Genomic DNA, 18,156 nt, shown 5'->3' on the forward strand with positions numbered 1-18,156 from the left:
CATATAAAGGTGCAAAAAAATGAAATATACAACAAAATTTATTGAGTGTTAAAATAGGTAAGCTATTAAGTTAAGTTTATGATTAAATAAGAAGGTGAAAAATATTTTAGTTCTATAATGTTAATTTTTAATAACTTACAAGAAAATTTATAATTAACATTAATACCCTTCAAAAATGAAAAAAAAGTATTTACTACTTTCGTTACTATTGCTGTGCCTTAGTTTTTCTATTGTTCACGGCCAAGAAAAAATGTTTTATGGTACTATTGAAACCAAAGATGCCTTAAAACTACAAAAAGTTGCTCCTACCGATATTAAGATTCTTTCCTCCACAAATGGTTTTAGTGCTGTAAAGTTAAGTCATCATGCAGCTGAAAAATTACATCATATGATTTTAACTCATGGTCCCGGGTTTATTTATGAATCTTCTGAAAAAGAAGCTTTACAAACCATTCAGAAACTTCAAAGTAAAAAAACTCATCAGCAGAGAGCATCGTATACTATTAGTGAAGATCAACTTGTAAATCAAAGCATAGGTTTGGTGAATAATACAAATATTGCTAATCATATAGTAGAACTTGAAAATTATGGAACTAGATATCACACAACCCAAAAAGCTACACAAGCTGTTCAAGATTTAAAACAAAAATGGGAAACAATGGCTAGTGGTAGGTCTGACGTTAGTGTTAGAATAGTTAACCATAGTAGTACTACAATGCCTTCTGTAGTTATGACAATTCAAGGAAGTGATCTTCCAAATGAATACGTAATAATAGGTGGTCATATCGATTCTGTTAGTCCAGAAAGAGAAACAAATGCACCTGGTGCTGATGACAATGCTTCTGGTATTGCTACAATTACAGAGATGGCTAGAGTGCTCTTCCAAATGGACTTTCAGCCAAAACGAACTATTGAGTTTATGGCATTTGCTGCTGAAGAAGTTGGTTTAAGAGGTTCAAAAGAGATTGCACAGGATTATAAAAATAGAAATGTTAATGTGTTATCGTACGTACAATTTGATATGACAAATTATAAAGGATCACCTAAAGATGTCTACATTTCTGATGATAGTTATAACAGTAGTACCCTTAATGCTTTTTTAGCTAGTCTTATGGATTATTATAATACTTCAGGAAGTCATCAATTTACTTACGATTATACACGATGTAACTACGGTTGTTCTGATCATTATAGTTGGGCACAACAAGGATATGATGCAGCTTTCCCTTTTGAAGCATCATTTAATGGTTCAAGCCCTTATATTCATACTGTAAATGATACATCTGACAGATTTCCGACTGCTAATGCTACGCATGCGGCAAAATTTGCTAAACTTGGTTTAGAGTATTTAATTGAGGTAGCTAAAAGTAAAGGAAGTGTAAGTGTACCAACTTATTGCGATTCAAAAGGAAATAATGTAAATGATGAATATATTCAGAATGTAACACTTGGGTCAATTAATAATAATTCAGGAGCGACAAATGGATATGAAGATTTTACTAATATTTCAACTGATATAGAGCAAGGAAGTTCCAATACAATAACTGTTACACCTAAATGGACAGGAACGGTTTATAAAGAAGGATATGCTGTTTGGATAGATTATAATCAGGATTCTGATTTTGAAGATAACGGAGAGCAAGTGTGGGTTAAAAGTGCATCTACTGATAATTCAGTTAATGGTAGCTTTACTGTACCTAATACTGCAAAATTAGGAGTAACAAGAATGAGAGTGTCTATGAGATACAATAATACTCCTTCTTCTTGTGGTTCATTTGATTATGGAGAGGTTGAAGATTATACTCTAAATATTATTGAAGGAGATGGAGGAACTAGCACAGATATTTGTGATGGTGTACCTCAATATGATTCTTCTCAAAACTATCAGGTTGGTGATAGAGTTGTTTATTTTAATGTTTTGTATGAGAGAACTTCAAGTGGATGGAATAATATTGGAAACTGTGGTGGTGCTAAAACCGATAATTTAAATGTAAGGCAAGTTTTAGTAAATGATAAAGATGTAATTGTTTTTTCTCCGAACCCTATAGAAGGAAGTGCTATAGTTTTACAAGTGAATAATGAGTTGTGGAAAAATAAAGAAGTTGCTATTTATAATGTAAATGGAAGGTTGTTGAAAAAAATAAAAATGAGCTCTAGAAGTAATAATGTAGATGTTTCAAAATTATCAGCAGGAATCTATTTTGTGTCTTTAGATAATACAGGAAAAACGTATACTAAACAATTAGTTAAAAAGTAATTTTAAACATAGAATAAAAAAGCCCAAGTTTTTAAAACTTGGGCTTTTTGTTTTTTATGATAAAGAGATTATCTTACTCCAGGTGTAAAATTACCAGGAGCGTCTTGAGGAGCGTTAGTTGTACCAGCTGCACCAGTGTCATTCCATATATCCCATTCTGAGAATGTATATGTTGGGTTTCCTTGTGTTACTGAAGCTTTACGATTAGCTCTACCATCTTCAAATTCGTGATTTGTATCTGAACCATCTTCACCAGGTACACCAAAAACATCTACTACATTACCGCTTGGGTCAACTAGTTCTATGTTGTCGTCACCATTTGAATCAGCAGGACCACCAGTGTCAGCAGCTAAATCAGGAGCAAAACCAAACGCAGTTTCAAACGCAGTTTTTTGTGCAGCAATAACAAATGCTTGTCCAGCGTTAATTGTACTACCGGTTAAATCTATTGATGAAGTAGATTCAGGATTACCATTAGTGTATCTTCTAATTACCCATCCTGTTAAATCTATGGCATCAGTTCCAGAATTATATAATTCTATAAATCTAGCATTAGCATTATTGTTAGGATCTGCTAATTCTGAAAAGAAAACAGTATTGGTAGTACTACTACCACCTCCACCACAAGTAGTATAGTCTTCTGTAAAGTTTACATCACTTTCATTTCTTAAATAGATTTGAACTCCATTAAAATCAGACATTACTCCTGTAATAGTTCCTCTTTTGTCACTCACAGGGTTGTTAGCAAAAGTAGCTTGACCTCTAACAAAAGTTGTTAATTCATCTCCGTCACATTCAGAAATTAGCAGATTACTACCGTCATAATTTTTAGTGTTGTCTTTGAACTGCACACCTTCAATTTGTACTAACTTTCCTTGGTAATCACCAGTTAAAGCCTGTGCTATAGTAATTACTTCAGGAGTAGGTAATGTTCCAGCTGTTGTACTAAGAATATTAGATGGAGAAACATTTAATTGTAATAAGCCATTATACTCACTTAATTTAGCTCCGCCAACTGTAATTTCTATTTCGTCTCCTAATTTTAAATCGTAAGCATCACTAAAACGTAAAGCAATACCAGCTGTTGCATCTTGAGCAAATGCATTTTGATTTGAAATATTATCTGTAGAAAGATCTGAAGTAATTACAAGCTTTAACTTTAAGTTTTGAGTAACAGTAGTTTCACTACCAGTATATAATGCCTTTACTTCAGCTAAAGAAGCATCAGTAGGATTGTTATTGCAACCATACTCTTCAGTAAAGTTAACGTCATTTGTATCTCTAATGTATAATTGATAGTCGCTACTAAACTTTCCTAAAATAGCAGTAACACTTCCTTTTTTGTCAGGAATAGGATAAGATTTAAAAGTTGAAAAACCACTTGTTCTCATGATAATAGATTCAAAAGTTTCACAACTTGTAAAGTACCTGTTTACTGAAAAAGTATTATCAGGATCTGGGTCAGCATAGGTTAAACCTTTTTCTTCAGATTGTAACCCTTCAATTTTAACTAATGTATTGATGTGAGCATCAGTTAACTCTCCAATTGTTAAGTTGGTTGGTACTATTTCAGCAATTTCAGAAGATCTATCAATAAAGTCGATATAATCGTTTGCGTCAATTCTATCCGTACTATTTCCGTTTAAAACACCTATTTGGAAAGAAGCAAAGTATTTACTTAAAGCAAGCCCTTTTAGTTTGATATATACTTTTCTACCTACATTGTAGCGAGCACCTAAATTAGTGTCATCTATTCTTACTTCTAAACCAACAGTTGGGTTTTCTGGTTTATCTTGAATAATGATTGATTTAAAAAAGTTCCCTTCTCTATCATCAGAAACTACATAACCATATACAGTAACGTCCTCTGCAAACTCTATAGGATCACCATTGTATTGTGCAATAATTTCGTCTAAAGACTTTAAGTTCTCGTACTGTTTGTCTGGTCCAATAGTTGGTAATTCAAAATCGTTATTGTCAACACATGAAGCAGAAATTGCAATAAAAAGTATTGCAAAAATCTTGTATAAATTTATTTTTTTCATTTTGAGTGTTTTTTAGAATCTATAATTTAAGTTTAAGAAATAAGTAGTACCTCTACCGTACCAATATTTATTTCCAAAAAGTGGTTTTTCAAGAGCTTTATCATCTCTTAATTGTCTGAAATTAGCATTTCTTGCTTGTTCGAAACCTCCTGTTTTATATTCTTGATTGAATAAGTTATTTACACTGGCAAATAAGCCAATATATTTACCATCACCTACTTTCCAAGATTTTCCACCGATTGCATTTACAACGATATAATCATCAAATTGCTCTTGTTGTAATAATTGTCTTGCTACTACAGGGTCGTAGTCGGCAAAGGCAGCACCATCTACATCTTCAATAAAGTTAGAAGATCTTGTAATTGGGGCTACATCTACATAAGCCTCGTCTAAATAGTTTGCTGTAACACTAACAAACCAATAATCAGGATCTCTATACTCAAAACCTGCTGAGTATGCTTTATGAGGACCCGCAGCTAATTTGTAGTTCTTTAATGATGATACACCTGAGTATATTACACCATTGTCATTTTGTTTTGCAGCTAAATTATCAGAAGTTAGTGTAATAAACGGATTGTTGGTATATGTGTACTGACCAATATTTGCTGCTCCTTTTAACTTTATAGTTGAGGTAACTTGTGCTTCAATACCCAACTCAATTCCAAAATGTCTTTTATCAACACCAGCTAAGATTTCTTGAACGAAACTGTTGTCATTTTTACCTAGACCTTCTGCATAATAAAATGAAATTTCCGTTGCGTCTTTAATATCTGTATAGTACCCTGTAATTTTTGAAGTAATTATTGGATTTCTAAAAATATAACTAACATCACCAGATAAAACTTTCTCATTATCTAGAACAGAAATATCTGCAATGGTATTGTTGTTAATTCGAGCATTAGCAAAAGAGTTACGTAAAGATGGGGCTTTTGTAATATAACCTCCGTTTATATCAATTAAGTGACGACCAGAAATTTTATAGGTTAACCCTCCTTTAGCTCCGTAGTTAAAGAAATCTAACTTATCTGATTTGCCATAAGAGTTAGTTGGAAAGTATCCGTTTTGGAATAAACCTTCTCTTTGGTGTGTTGTATTATTTGCTTGTCCTGCTATATAAAAATCAACTTTGTTGTATTTGAATTGTAATTGAGCAAAACCACCATATACTTCAGAATTAAATATGTAGTTATACTTAAAGCGATCTCCTAATCCAATTGTTCTATTAGGAGTTAAAAGATTACTTTGTTGTTGGTAAAAAGTATCACCAAAAGTATTCACATCCAAATAACCTGTAGCTCCAAGCATATCTATTGGAGAAGCAAAGTTCTCAGATTTTAACTTTCTATATTCACCACTAGCAGTTAGTGTAATATTTTCATTTAACTCTGATGATAAAATCATATTAGCTGTTAATTGCTGATCATCATTTCTATCTTCATATAAAATTACACGAGCATTTTCTGGGTTTCCTTCGTTTCCAATATATAATTCATCCCAATCAATTTGTCCGTCATTTTGGAAACCAGTTAATGATTTGTATGCACTTTCATAATCTGGTCCATTAGGATCTGATAAATACCAGCTAGGTAATTTCCTATAGTATGTTGGATCAGGATTGTTGGCTCCATTATAATCTAAACGACTGTTACCTATTTCTCCAAACTGAAAGCCAATATTGGTATTTAATGTAGTGTTTTCAGAAAGGTTCCAATAGTGGTTCAACATAACAATTGGTTCGTATAACCTCTTAACTCTTGAGTTTCTCATTTTTCCTTTTTGATTTCCCCAGTAAGAGTTATAACGAATTCCTTTAATATCAAAAACCTCTTGAGTATTTGGTGAAGACTTACCTCTTTCGTTTTCTGCAGCAATCACTGTTAAGTTTAAGCTGTGAGCATCGTTAATTTGTTTTTCAAGTGACAAAAAGATAGAGTTAGCATCGTAAAAAGTACCATCAACATACCCTTCATTACCAGCTCTTCTACTACCAGAAACAGTTATAGCCCATCCATTAGCTAATAAACCTGAAGAATATGTTGCCATTAGACGGTGGTTGTAACTTCTGTTAGAAGAAGCGTAAGAAATACGCCCTCCTTCACTATATTCAGAAGCTCTTGTGTTAATATTTGTAGAACCTAAAACACCACCAAAAGCATAGTTTGAAGGAGTTAGTCCATTACTAAATTCTTGATTACGTAATACATCGTTTAAACCTCCCCAGTTACTCCATTGAGGTCTACCGTTGTATAGTTTGTTCATTTCAATTCCATTAATTAAAACTTTACCGTTTTCAGAATCTAAACCACGTACTCTGTAGAATGAACCACTCCACTCAAAAGCAGCAGTACGTAAATACACATCTCTGGAAGCTTGTAGTAAACCAGAAATGTTATCAGCAGCACTTGTATCATCATTTAACTCATCATCTGTAATAGTGATGGTGCTTAAATCTTGATCTTCAGATAAATCTTCATACATAAAGATTGTACCTAAATCTACTGTTTTTCCAGATAGTTCAACTGGAAAGTTTTGGGTTTCATACCCACTTAATGATACCGTTACAATTTGTCTTCCGTTTGGTAAACCATTTAGTGCAAAAGCCCCACTAGCATCTGTAGTACTAGAGATGTTAGCTTCTTTTACACTTACAGAAACACCTTGCATAGGATTTTCAGAATCGCCGTTTATTACGATCCCCTTCACAACATTTTGCGCATTCAAGCCAAATAAACCTGAAAAAAGCAATAACATTGTTATCGTAAAATTTCTCATAAATGATTGTTTATAAAATATTTGAATATATTAATTCCCAGAGCCGTAAAATTCAGCAAAAGGGAGGCAAAATTACGAAAATTATGGTTATGTTAATATTAAGTTAAAGTTATGAAAGCTAGTTTTGTGTAAATTATAGGTTTTGGCTTGAAAATTGTTTTTACTTTTGTCGCGTAAAATTTATTAAATGAGAAATATAGCTTTATTTTTAGTCTTAACTCTTGTTGTTTTTTCTTCATATGCACAACAAGGAGCAAAAAAATATAAAATAAGAACTGTTGGTTTTTATAATTTAGAAAACCTTTTTGATACTAAGAATGATCCTGAAAAGAATGATGAAGCAAGTCCAATTATGGAGATGAAAGGAGATAAAGAAGAGGTTTATATAGATAAAATTGATAAACTGGGAGAGGTTATCCTACAATTAGGAGCAGAAAAGGCTAAGACCAGTCCTGCAATTTTAGGTGTAGCAGAAGTTGAGAATAAAAAAGTTTTAGAAGATTTAGTAGCGTCAGAAAGGTTAAAAAAGAAGCGATATAGTATTATCCATTTTGATTCTCCAGATAAAAGAGGAATTGATGTAGGGTTGCTGTACCAACCACGTTATTTCAAACCAATTCATTTTGAGGCGTTCAACCCTAATATTTATGATGAAAACAGAAAAGTTTATACACGTGATATTTTATTAGTCTCAGGTTATTTAGATGATGAATTGATACATGTTATTGTAAATCACTGGCCATCTCGAAGAGGGGGGGAAGCAAAAAGTAGACCATTGCGTGAAAAAGCAGCTTATAAAGTGAAGCAAATTATAGAAAAAATTAAGCTGAACGATCCGAATCCGAAAGTGTTAATTATGGGTGACTTTAACGATGATCCTATCAACTCTAGCTTTAAAACTGTTTTGCAAACTAAAAGTAAGAAGAAGAATGTAAAAGAAGGTGATATTTATAATCCGTATGAAGATATGTTTCGTCGTGGATTTAATACACTTGGATACAGAGATAATATCAACCTGTTCGATCAAATTATGTTCACCTCTCCTTTATTAGACAATGGAAAAAAAGACTTTTCAACATACAAAATGTTTAAGTCAGGAATCTTTAATAAGCGCTTTTTAACTCAAAAGAGTGGACGTTATAAAGGGTATCCTTTCAGAAGTTTTTCTTATGGGAGATATACAGGAGGATATAGCGATCATTACCCAGTATATATGTACTTAATTAAAGAAGATAAATAAAAAATTAAAGAGGCTTGCAAATTTTGCAAGCCTCTTTAATTTTTACATATATCATTTAAATAATTATTCATTCTTAGTTGAAACAAAGTCCCTTTTAAAAGGTCGTCTATTTGCCACAATTCAACTGATGATACTGCCATGCTAACTTTATTTGAGGGGGTTTGAAGTAGGATGGATCTACAATCTTTACCTTTACTACAGGTAGCGCAATTTTTTTGAAGCTTAGAATCAGTTACTTTGTCTAAAAATAACTCTATTTCTTGCTCAGTTAAATGAAAGCCTGTGTCTCTAAATATTAATTGAACTAAGTTTGAATCGTTTTCTTTCCAATGAAAAGAAATACCTATGTTGTTGTCGTATATTTTAGTAATTCCGTCCATAACTATATTTATTTCGATAACAAATATATGAGTTTATTTGGAATTATTCTAAATAAAAAAACAGAGGCTTTTGCTACTTTAAATCTTTTAACATTAGTTGAATTGAAGTATAACCATTCCATGTGTTTTCATCTAACGTGTAGGCAATATCAAAATCATTCTGTGTTGAAGTTATTTTATCACCCAAACCAAATCCAATAGCATTGTATGTTTTTTGATCTGAACCATAGATAAGATTTAACTTTAAATGACTAGAATCAGTACCAACTTGTTTTCCGTAACCATTGTCTCTCACAGCTGTAGTGGTAAAAACAGGCTTCATATTTAGTGGACCAAATGGAGCCATTTGTTGAATAATACGGAAGAATTTTGGGGTAATTTCTGACAGGTCTATCTCAGCATCAATAGTAATTTCAGGTGTTAATAAGCTTTTTTCGATAGTAGCGGAAACAACTTCTTCGAACTTATTTTTAAAATTTTCATATTGTTCGGGTAAGAGCGTTAAACCTGCAGCATATTTATGTCCTCCATATTGTTCTATAAACTCAGAACATGCTTCTAAAGCATTATATACATCAAATCCTTTTACTGAACGAGCAGAAGCAGCTAATTTATCACCGCTTTTAGTAAAGACCAAAGTAGGTCTGTAGTAGGTTTCTGTTAAACGAGAGGCTACAATACCAATAACACCTTTGTGCCAGTTTTCATCAAAAACTACTGTAGTGTATTTCTCTTGTTCGTTGTTGTTTTCAATTTGAAGTAAAGCTTCTTGGGTGATAGCTCTATCCAATTCTTTTCTATCTGAATTAAATTTTTCTATTGCTGAAGCAAATTCAATTGCCGAGTCAAAATCCATTTCGGTTAGCAATTCAACAGCATAATTTCCATGTTTCATACGTCCAGCAGCATTTATCCGCGGAGCGATTATAAAAACTACATCGGTAATGGTGAGTTCTTTTTTTTGTAATTGATGAATAATGGCTTTGATACCATTTCGAGGTTGAGAATTGATAACTTGCAATCCGTAGTAAGCCAATGTTCTATTTTCACCAGTCATTGGAACAATATCTGCGGCAATTGCAGTAGCTACTAAGTCTAAATATGGAATTAAATCTTCAATCGTTTGATTTCTTTTTGAAGCTAAAGCTTGAATTAACTTGAAGCCAACTCCACAACCACACAATTCATCATACGGATAGTTACAATCTGTTTGCTTAGGGTTTAAAACAGCTATCGCTTTTGGAACTTCACTTCCAGGTTTGTGATGGTCACAAATAATAAAATCGATTTTTTTTTCAGTAGCGTAGGCAATTTTATCAATGGCTTTAATACCGCAGTCTAAAGCTATGATGAGAGAAAACCCATTGTCTTCAGCAAAATCAATTCCTTGAAAAGAAACACCATATCCTTCTTCATAACGATCAGGAATATAGGTTGCAATATTAGGATGAATTGTTTTTAGGTATGATGACATCAAAGAAACAGCTGTAGTTCCGTCAACATCGTAATCACCAAAAACTAAAATGTTTTCGTTGTTTGCAATAGCTGTTTCAATGCGTTGTACTGCAATTTCCATATCCTTCATTAAAAAAGGATTGTGTAAATCACTCAACGAAGGGCGAAAGAAATGTTTAGCTTCATCAAATGTTTCAATACCACGTTGTACCAAAATTTTAGCCAAGGTTGTATCGATAGATAATTCTTTAGCTAATTGTTTTACTTTAATGGTGTCTGGTTGCGGTTTTAATGTCCAGCGCATAGCAATTTTATCAAAAATAAATTAGTTGTTATGTAAATGAATAGCTGTAGTTACATCAGCAAATTTTCTAAACATTTCCATAACACCACAATATTTCTCTATAGATAAATCTACTGCTTTATTAATTTTTTTCTCATCTAAATCACTTCCGTAAAAATGATAATCTACTAATACTTTATGATAATATTTTGGGTGTTCTTCGGTTAATTCACCAGTAACAACAATTTTAAAATCATCAATTTTAACACGCATTTTTTCTAACATAGGAACAATGTCTAAACCTGAACAACCAGCTAAAGAAGAAAGCATCATAGCTTTAGGTCGTAAACCAGTATTATTTCCTCCATGCTCTTCAGAAGTATCAATAACTATTGGATGTCCACTAGGATTATCACTTTCAAATTGCATGTTTTCTTTCCAAACGGTTGTAACTGTGTTTGTTGCCATATCTTGATAATTTTTTGTTTATTGCGTAAGTAAGTCAATGTACATTTCGACTTAATACATTTAAATAGTAACACAAACTTACAGTAAAAAGTTAGTATTAAAAACTTAAAAAATAAATCTATGCCTTTAGTAACTCCTTTAGATCCAAACCACGATGTTGAAACCAAACAACTATCCGATTTTTATAATGAAACATTAGGCTTTTGCCCTAATTCAGTGTTAACTATGCAACGTAGACCAGAAATTTCCAAAGCTTTTATCAATTTAAATAAAGCAGTTATGGCAAACCATGGCCGTGTAACTTCAGCATTAAAAAGAATGATTGCTTGGGTAAGTAGTAATGCTACGGGTTGTCGTTATTGTCAAGCTCATGCAATTCGTGCCGCAGAACGTTATGGTGCAGAACAAGAACAACTAGATAATATTTGGGAATATAAAACACATCCAGCCTTTTCTGATGCGGAACGTGCAGCATTAGATTTTTCATTAGCAGCTTCTATGGTTCCGAATATGGTGGATGAAAAAATTAAAGAAGAATTATATAAATTCTGGGAAGAAGGTGAAATTGTTGAAATGTTAGGAGTAATTTCTCTCTTTGGATATTTAAATAGATGGAATGATTCTATGGGAACAAGTATAGAAGATGGTGCAGTGGAAAGTGGAGAACAATATTTAGGAAAACATGGTTGGAATAAAGGAAAGCATGTATAAATGAAATTATCAAAAATAAAAAAGCTCGCAATTGCGAGCTTTTTTATTAAGTATTTAATTGATTATTTTTTTAATAAATCTCTAATTTCTGCCAATAACTCTTCTTGGCTAGGTCCCTTTGGAGCTTCTGGTGCAGGTTCTTCTTTTTTCTTCATAGCATTTACAGCTTTTACAACCATAAACATTACAAAAGCTACAATAATAAAGTCGATAACATTGGTTAAAAACTCACCATACATTATAGCAACTTCTCCTGTTATTTTACCAGCCTCATCAGCTACACCTTCTTTAAGAATGTATTTTACGTCTTTAAAATCAGCCTTGAAAATAAGTCCAATTAAAGGAGAAACAATTCCTCCAGTAAAAGAAGTTACTACTTGTTTAAAAGCAGCACCCATTACAAAACCTACTGCAATGTCTACTAAATTTCCTTTCATTGCAAAGTCTTTAAACTCTTTGAGCATTCCCATATTTTTGAATTTTAAATAGTTAATTGAATTGAAAAGTATAAAAAAATTAACTTTTCACCAATCTTTTTATACGTTGAGATAAGGCAGTAAGTATTTCGTATGAAATAGTTTCACATTTATGAGCCATATATTCTACATGTTGTTGATGATTGAAAATAATAACTTCGTCACCTTCTTTACAATCAATCTTAGTAACATCTACCATAATCATATCCATACACACATTTCCAATGATAGGTACTGGTTGATTGTTAATGAAAACGAATCCATTTTTATTTCCTAGCTTTCTTGAAATGCCATCAGCATGTCCTATAGGAATGGTTGCACTTCGTGTAGGTTGACTAGCTACAAAAGCTCTATTGTATCCAACTGTTTCACCTGGTTGAACTATATTGATTTGAGAAATTATAGACTTAAGCGAGTGTGTGTTTTTAAGTTGAGCGGTTTCTTGTTCATTATTTCCAAAACCATATAAACCTATTCCTAGGCGTACCATATCAAATTGAGCTTGTGGGTAATTGATAATTCCTGATGTATTCAAGATATGTATCATGGGTTGATATCCTAAGTGCTCATAAACTTGTTTTATTATATAAGCAAAGTTGTTAATTTGTCCAATAGTAAATTCTTGCTCACGAGGGTCTTCACTAGCAGCTAAATGAGAAAATATAGACTCAACTTTTACGTTATTTGATTTTTTTAGCTCTGCTACAATGGTGGGAACATCAGTGTGCCAAAACCCTAATCGATTTAACCCTGTATTAAATTTTAAATGTATAGGGTAGTTCATTAAAGGTTCTTCATCAGCAAGTTTTAAAAAAGCATCAAATATTTTGAAACTATACAAACTAGGTTCAAGTCGATATTTTACAATATCTTTTAAGTTTTGAATTTGTGGATTTAGAACTAAAATAGGAGTTGAAATTCCAGCTTCGCGCAAAGCTATTCCTTCACTTGAATAAGCAACAGCAAAATAATCAACATGGTCTTGTACGATTTTGGCAATCTCTGTAGACTCACTTCCGTAACCAAAAGCTTTAACAACAACTAATATTTTTGTTGTAGGCTGTAGTTTCTGTTTAAAATAGGCTAAGTTGTGTAGTACAGCTTTAGCATCAATTTCTAATACGGTTACGTGATTACTGTTCATTATTACGTTCTTTTTTATTATGCATTTCGTGTTCCTTCATAGCCTTATAATAAGCAGCTCTACTTAGTGGTTCGTATTCTTGAGTTTCGCCTAAAAGGACTAAGTCATCACTTTGAGCTTTTCTATAACTATAGTGGGCTAAATTTCCTGTACGTGTACATACAGCATGAACTTTAGTAACATATTCTGCGGTAGCCATTAATGCAGGCATAGGTCCAAATGGCTTTCCTTTAAAATCCATATCTAAACCAGCTACTATAACACGAATTCCTCTATTGGCTAAATCGTTACAGACAGCTACGATTTCGTCGTCAAAAAACTGTGCTTCGTCTATTCCAATAACATCAACATCATTAGCTAATAGTCTAATATTTGAAGATGCAGGAACTGGTGTAGAACGAATTCTATTTTCATTATGAGATACTACTTCCTCATCATCGTACCTTGTGTCAACAGAAGGTTTAAAAATCTCAACACGTTGTTTAGCAAACTGCGCACGTTTAAGTCTACGAATTAATTCTTCGGTTTTCCCCGAAAACATTGAGCCACAAATTACCTCAATCCAACCAAATTGTTCTGTATGATTTACTGTATTTTCAAGAAACATTTTGTAATTTTAAGCTCTAATTATTGATTTTTGTATTACTTTCGAATGAGGAACAAATTTATTAAAATTTAACAGCAAAAATTAAATTCAAACAACAACTTATGCACAAAAAACTAGCATCGGATTTAACCAGTTTAGCACACAGTATCTTACAGATGAAAAATAGAGAAGATGTGTTTGAGTTAAAACAAAAAGCATATGAGGTTTACGAAAAACTTTCGGTTTTAGCGTATGTAGAAGAATATATAAATAACACTCCAAATCCAACAAAAACCAAAGAAGAGCTGTTAAAAGAAGTTTTACTTGCTGAAGAAAAAAAGCAGGCAGAAACGATGGAAGAAATTTTGTCTAAAGTAGAAGAGGTAAGTGTAGAGGAAGAGGTTATAGGTGATTTAGGTGCTGATATAGAAAAGACGGAACAACCAATTCAATCAATTCAAGAAGAAGAAAAAGTAGAAAAGTCTGTAGAAGAAAAGGTACAAAAGGAAGAACCTTTAGAAGATAGAAAAGTACATCACTTAGAAGAAGACTTAAAAGAAAAGTTTGAGCAAGAAGCAGATGAAATAGCTGAAAAAGTAATAGAAGGAATTAGTGAAGAAATAATTACTAATGAAATTATTGAGCAGCCTTTTGATGAGTTAGAAGAACTATTACATGGAGATGCTGACGATGTAAAAAATGATGTAAAAGATGTTGGAGAAAGAAAAACTCCAACTTTAGAAGATGAGTTACAAGATACCATTTCGGTTGATGTTATGACAGACTTATTCACTAAAGCAACACCTAAGAAATCATTAAATGACCACTTTCAAACTACAATTCAAATTGATTTGAATGACAGGATTGCTTTTGTTAAACATTTGTTTAATGGAGATCAAAACGATTTTAACAGAGTAGTATCTCAACTAAATACTATTAAAACAGAAAAAGAAGCGAAAAAGTTTATCAATAAAATGATAAAACCAGATTATGACTGGTCGGAAAAAGAAGAATATGAAAATAGGTTGTTGGAAATCATTGAAAGAAGGTTTGCTTAGATGAATTCTAATCTTATAGTTATACATACTCACTTTCATAAACGAAGAACAGGTGTTACAAGAAGTATTGAAAACATACTTCCTGAATTAAAGAGGTTGTGTACGACTTATTTGTATGGGTATGGCATAGAAGGAGAAAAAATTACAGTTTCTCAGTTAAAAAAGTTACTGTTTTCCAAAGAAAATATAGTCGTTCATTGTCATCGTAACAATGAAATTTTAAAAATGCTACGGTATAGAACTTTAGGAGCAAAATTCAAACTAGTAGCTACAAGACATGCTGAAACAGAACCGTCTGGTTTTACTAAGTTTTTATTGAAGAAATCAGATGAGGTTGTTACGTTAACAAATTCAATGCATAAGAGTTTAGGGATATCTAACGTAAAGGTACCGCATGGTGTAGATACAAACCTTTTTATTCCTAATCCAGAAAAAAAGTTAAGTAACATTGCTCAAAAGAATATTATCCTTTGTGCAGGAAGAGTAAGAAAAGCGAAAGGACAAATAGTATTATTAGAAGCCGTAGCACCTGAATTACAAAAAAATAAAGACTGGGCATTGGTTGTTGTAGGGAAAGTAGATAAACCACCATTTTTAGAAGAATTAAAAGCTATAGCAAAAAAAAATAAAGTAGAAAATCAGGTTTATTTTATTGATGAAACTCTAGATATTGTTTCTTATTATCAAGCAGCTAAAATTTCGGTAGTACCATCTTTTACAGAAGGGTTTTCTTTAGTTTGTGCTGAAGCAATGGCATGCGGAAATACAGTAGTAGCAACAAAAAATGTTGGAGTACATTCTGAACTAATAGCAAATTTAAAGTCAGGATACTTGTTTACTTCAGGAAATACAGCAGAACTTCAAGAAATAATTACAAACCTAATAAATGATAAGCTTCCTAGTTTAGGAAGTAGTGCTAGAAAAGAAATTGAAGAAAATTGGAGTGCTCGAAAAGAAGCTGAAGGTTTGGTTGAAGTGTACAAAGAAATCAATAAAAAACCTTAGCAATTAAGTATTTTACCTGAAAAAAGATCAAACTTTTTAATTCAATAAACAATAGCTCCGTAGTTATTAAATGACTTTAAAGGAGTGCTTTTAGATATAGGGGGAAAACCCCTTTTTCTTTTTAGTGTCTGTAAGTTAGGTTGTTAAATAAGTGTTAATTGATTAACTTTGCTCTCCTAACTCATATTTCTTACATGAGTTTTTGTAACCTCTCAACAAAAAATCCCTTTTAACCTCTTTATATTGTAACCTCTCTTAAAACGAAAGATTAATACTTTTAGTTATTTAACAACCTTTTTAATAGATGTTTTACAGCTGATTTACTTCTTATGTCAGCTAGATGTGTAACCCCTTTAATAACATAAAATTAAAGAATAATACCATGTAAAATATTACAATATGTTGCTTAATGATACAGAACCTGCCTGTAAAAGGAGAGGGTTAAAAACGTTAAAAAACTGCATTGATGAAGGTTTTAAAAGGTGCCTATATAGTATGACGGGTTTTCTTGTCGTGCTTTTTTTGTTTTCAACAAATGCAGTGAATGCACAATTAGTAAATACAGAAACAACGGTTCAGGCCAACTTTGGTGTTGATGCTGATGTGTATTCAGGAATAGTATCCTTTCCAAATGGAGCAGTCTTCCCATTTGGAACAGACGATTGGTTTTTAGGAGACTCAGGAAAAGGGGTGATAGACGAAACGCCAACAGCAGTTACAGCAAATCTATTAGTAGACGATAATGCTTCTGCTGAAATAAGAATGAGTGTTCCTATTTACACAGTTGTAGATGGAAGATTGTGGATAGATGCTGTATTTATCAGGGATCAGAATGCTCAGGGTAATAATACAGATTCAAATGTATTTACAGGAGGGTCAGATAAAAACAATGATAATCCAAATACTTGGACAATTACTGATGCCTCAGTACCTCAAAAAAATGATATTATAGATGTTTTTGGACACTTAAGAAGAGAAGGAGCTACTGTGGGAACAGATGAATGGGCTTTTTTAGGAGCTTCAACAAGAAATGATAGTGGAGATAGCTATTTAGACTTCGAATATTTTAGAGAAAAAGTAAACTTAGTAGGTGGAACTATTCAATCAGAGGTGGACTTATCAGCTACAGGAGGAAGAACCCCATATGTATTTAACCCAGATGGTTCAGTACTACAACATGGAGATATCATCCTTTCTGTTAATTATGCTAATGGAGGAGCTAATGCAATAATCAAACTATTTGTTTGGGTTGAATTAGTAGGGGTTCCAGATTCTTATTTTGATACACATAACACGTTACCCTTTAGACCATTTGAGTTTAAGCAAGATAATAATGGGTATGTGCAATATGATGGTGGTGATGGAGCAGGAAATTATGGGTATGCAGAAATACAATTAAGACAAGGAGCACCAGATGCAGTATTCTCTCAGGTAAATGACGCTGGTCCTGTGCCAGCAGGGCCTTGGGGAACAATTAATAAAGGAGGAAATATAGTGTCTGACTACTCTCAAACTACTTTTGCAGAAATAGCAATTAATGCATCAGCATTAGGTTTTGATTCAAGTAGTACTCCTGGAATAGATTGTATAAGTCCGTTAGGAAGTGTAATTGTAAAAACAAGGTCTTCAGATTCATTTACCGCAGAGTTAAAAGATTTAGCGGGGCCATTTAGTTTAGCAGACACACCTGAAGTAACAGTAGAAATTGAAGGTGAAGATTTAGGATGTACAGAAGACAGTATTACATTAACAGCAACTGCAACTCCAGAAGGAAATACCTTTACGTATGTGTGGTATAAAAACGGAGAAGAATTAGAAGGAGAAACAGGAAACACTTTAGAAGTAACTGAAGCAGGGACGTATAGTGTAGCAGCAACCTTAGAGTTTGCTCCAGGAGTTTTTGGTTGTACGGCAGAAGATGATTTTGAGGTGAATGGAGAGCCTTTAATTCCTTTGAATCAAGTTTGTCCAGAAAACCAAACAATACTAGAATGTACTTCACAAGAAGATATTAATAGTGCTTTTACTACTTGGTTATCTGGATTTTCAACTTCAGGAGGAAATGGAACAGTAGTAGAGAAATATTATATAGGAGAAAATGAAGTTGATGTAAATACTCTTGAAGCGCCAGATGCTTGTGGAGGAAGTGTTGTTTTAAGATATGAAGTCTCTGATGAATGTGAACAAGTAGTTTCTTGTGAAAGAACATTTACAGTTACAGCAGATGATGAAGCCCCAGTAATTGCCGACCAAGACGATATCATGCTAGAAGAATG

13 protein-coding genes and 1 pseudogene are annotated in these 18,156 nt (G+C 32.7%); 6 read left to right on the forward strand and 8 right to left on the reverse strand.

The genetic code is table 11. The annotated features are described in order from the left end of the window. Positions 1–175: 175 nt before the first annotated feature. Positions 176–2,257 (forward strand): M20/M25/M40 family metallo-hydrolase, encoded by a 2,082-nt coding sequence (locus tag LCI24_RS02705; protein WP_274639047.1) that lies wholly within the window; start codon positions 176–178, stop codon positions 2,255–2,257. 68 nt (positions 2,258–2,325) lie between these two features. Here LCI24_RS02705 and LCI24_RS02710 read toward each other — a convergent pair whose 3' ends face one another. Both LCI24_RS02710 and LCI24_RS02715 read right to left on the reverse strand, forming a co-directional pair. Continuing rightward, positions 2,326–4,302 (reverse strand): DUF5689 domain-containing protein, encoded by a 1,977-nt coding sequence (locus tag LCI24_RS02710; RefSeq protein WP_274639048.1) that lies wholly within the window; start codon positions 4,300–4,302, stop codon positions 2,326–2,328. 12 nt (positions 4,303–4,314) lie between these two features. Further along, positions 4,315–7,074 (reverse strand): TonB-dependent receptor, encoded by a 2,760-nt coding sequence (locus LCI24_RS02715; protein WP_274639049.1) that lies wholly within the window; start codon positions 7,072–7,074, stop codon positions 4,315–4,317. A 187-nt stretch (positions 7,075–7,261) separates the two neighbouring features. On the opposite strand from LCI24_RS02715, the gene LCI24_RS02720 reads away from it, so the two are divergent. Further along, positions 7,262–8,314 carry an endonuclease/exonuclease/phosphatase family protein gene (locus LCI24_RS02720; RefSeq protein WP_274639050.1) on the forward strand — a complete coding sequence of 351 codons (1,053 nt, stop codon included), beginning with the start codon at positions 7,262–7,264 and terminating at the stop codon, positions 8,312–8,314. A 35-nt stretch (positions 8,315–8,349) separates the two neighbouring features. Here LCI24_RS02720 and LCI24_RS02725 read toward each other — a convergent pair whose 3' ends face one another. The 3 genes from LCI24_RS02725 to LCI24_RS02735 all read right to left on the reverse strand — a co-directional run bounded on the left by LCI24_RS02725 (position 8,350) and on the right by LCI24_RS02735 (position 10,900). Next, positions 8,350–8,694 carry a hypothetical protein gene (locus LCI24_RS02725; RefSeq protein ID WP_274639051.1) on the reverse strand — a complete coding sequence of 115 codons (345 nt, stop codon included), beginning with the start codon at positions 8,692–8,694 and terminating at the stop codon, positions 8,350–8,352. A 73-nt stretch (positions 8,695–8,767) separates the two neighbouring features. Beyond that, the gene (gene recJ / locus LCI24_RS02730; protein ID WP_274639052.1) at positions 8,768–10,453 is read right to left on the reverse strand and encodes a single-stranded-DNA-specific exonuclease RecJ; all 1,686 of its coding nucleotides are present in this window, start codon (positions 10,451–10,453) and stop codon (positions 8,768–8,770) included. Between the two features lie 21 nt (positions 10,454–10,474). After that, positions 10,475–10,900, reverse strand: a complete 426-nt coding sequence (locus LCI24_RS02735) for an OsmC family protein (RefSeq protein ID WP_028891787.1) — start codon at positions 10,898–10,900, stop codon at positions 10,475–10,477. A gap of 120 nt (positions 10,901–11,020) precedes the next feature. On the opposite strand from LCI24_RS02735, the gene LCI24_RS02740 reads away from it, so the two are divergent. Next, the gene (locus LCI24_RS02740; protein ID WP_274639053.1) at positions 11,021–11,611 is read left to right on the forward strand and encodes a carboxymuconolactone decarboxylase family protein; all 591 of its coding nucleotides are present in this window, start codon (positions 11,021–11,023) and stop codon (positions 11,609–11,611) included. Positions 11,612–11,673: 62 nt separating this feature from the next. Here the strand turns inward: LCI24_RS02740 and mscL are convergent, their stop codons facing one another. Genes mscL through LCI24_RS02755 form a run of 3 tightly spaced genes read right to left on the reverse strand, consistent with a single transcriptional unit; the run spans position 11,674 to position 13,838 of the window. Beyond that, on the reverse strand, positions 11,674–12,075 hold the full coding sequence (gene mscL / locus LCI24_RS02745) for a large-conductance mechanosensitive channel protein MscL (protein ID WP_274639067.1): 402 nt from the start codon (positions 12,073–12,075) through the stop codon (positions 11,674–11,676). 52 nt (positions 12,076–12,127) lie between these two features. Beyond that, positions 12,128–13,231 (reverse strand): alanine racemase, encoded by a 1,104-nt coding sequence (gene alr, locus LCI24_RS02750; protein WP_274639054.1) that lies wholly within the window; start codon positions 13,229–13,231, stop codon positions 12,128–12,130. Beyond that, a complete protein-coding gene (locus LCI24_RS02755) occupies positions 13,221–13,838 on the reverse strand; it encodes a thymidine kinase (RefSeq protein WP_274639055.1) in 618 nt (205 codons plus the stop codon). Before LCI24_RS02755 ends, alr begins: the two co-directional genes overlap by 11 nt. A 101-nt stretch (positions 13,839–13,939) precedes the next feature. Here LCI24_RS02755 and LCI24_RS02760 point away from each other — a divergent pair, with 101 nt between their 5' ends. The 3 genes and pseudogenes from LCI24_RS02760 to LCI24_RS02770 form a co-directional block, all read left to right on the forward strand. Beyond that, entirely contained in the window at positions 13,940–14,875 is a 936-nt protein-coding gene (locus LCI24_RS02760; RefSeq protein WP_274639056.1) for a hypothetical protein, read from the forward strand. Further along, positions 14,876–15,880: a glycosyltransferase family 4 protein gene (locus LCI24_RS02765; protein ID WP_274639057.1), complete on the forward strand. Its 1,005-nt coding sequence runs from the start codon at positions 14,876–14,878 to the stop codon at positions 15,878–15,880. 540 nt (positions 15,881–16,420) lie between these two features. Continuing rightward, positions 16,421–18,156 (forward strand): annotated as a pseudogene (locus tag LCI24_RS02770) (hypothetical protein); the annotation flags it as partial.

Origin of the sequence: Tenacibaculum larymnensis (genome assembly GCF_028829235.1) — a bacterium.
GTDB lineage: Bacteria > Bacteroidota > Bacteroidia > Flavobacteriales > Flavobacteriaceae > Polaribacter > Polaribacter larymnensis.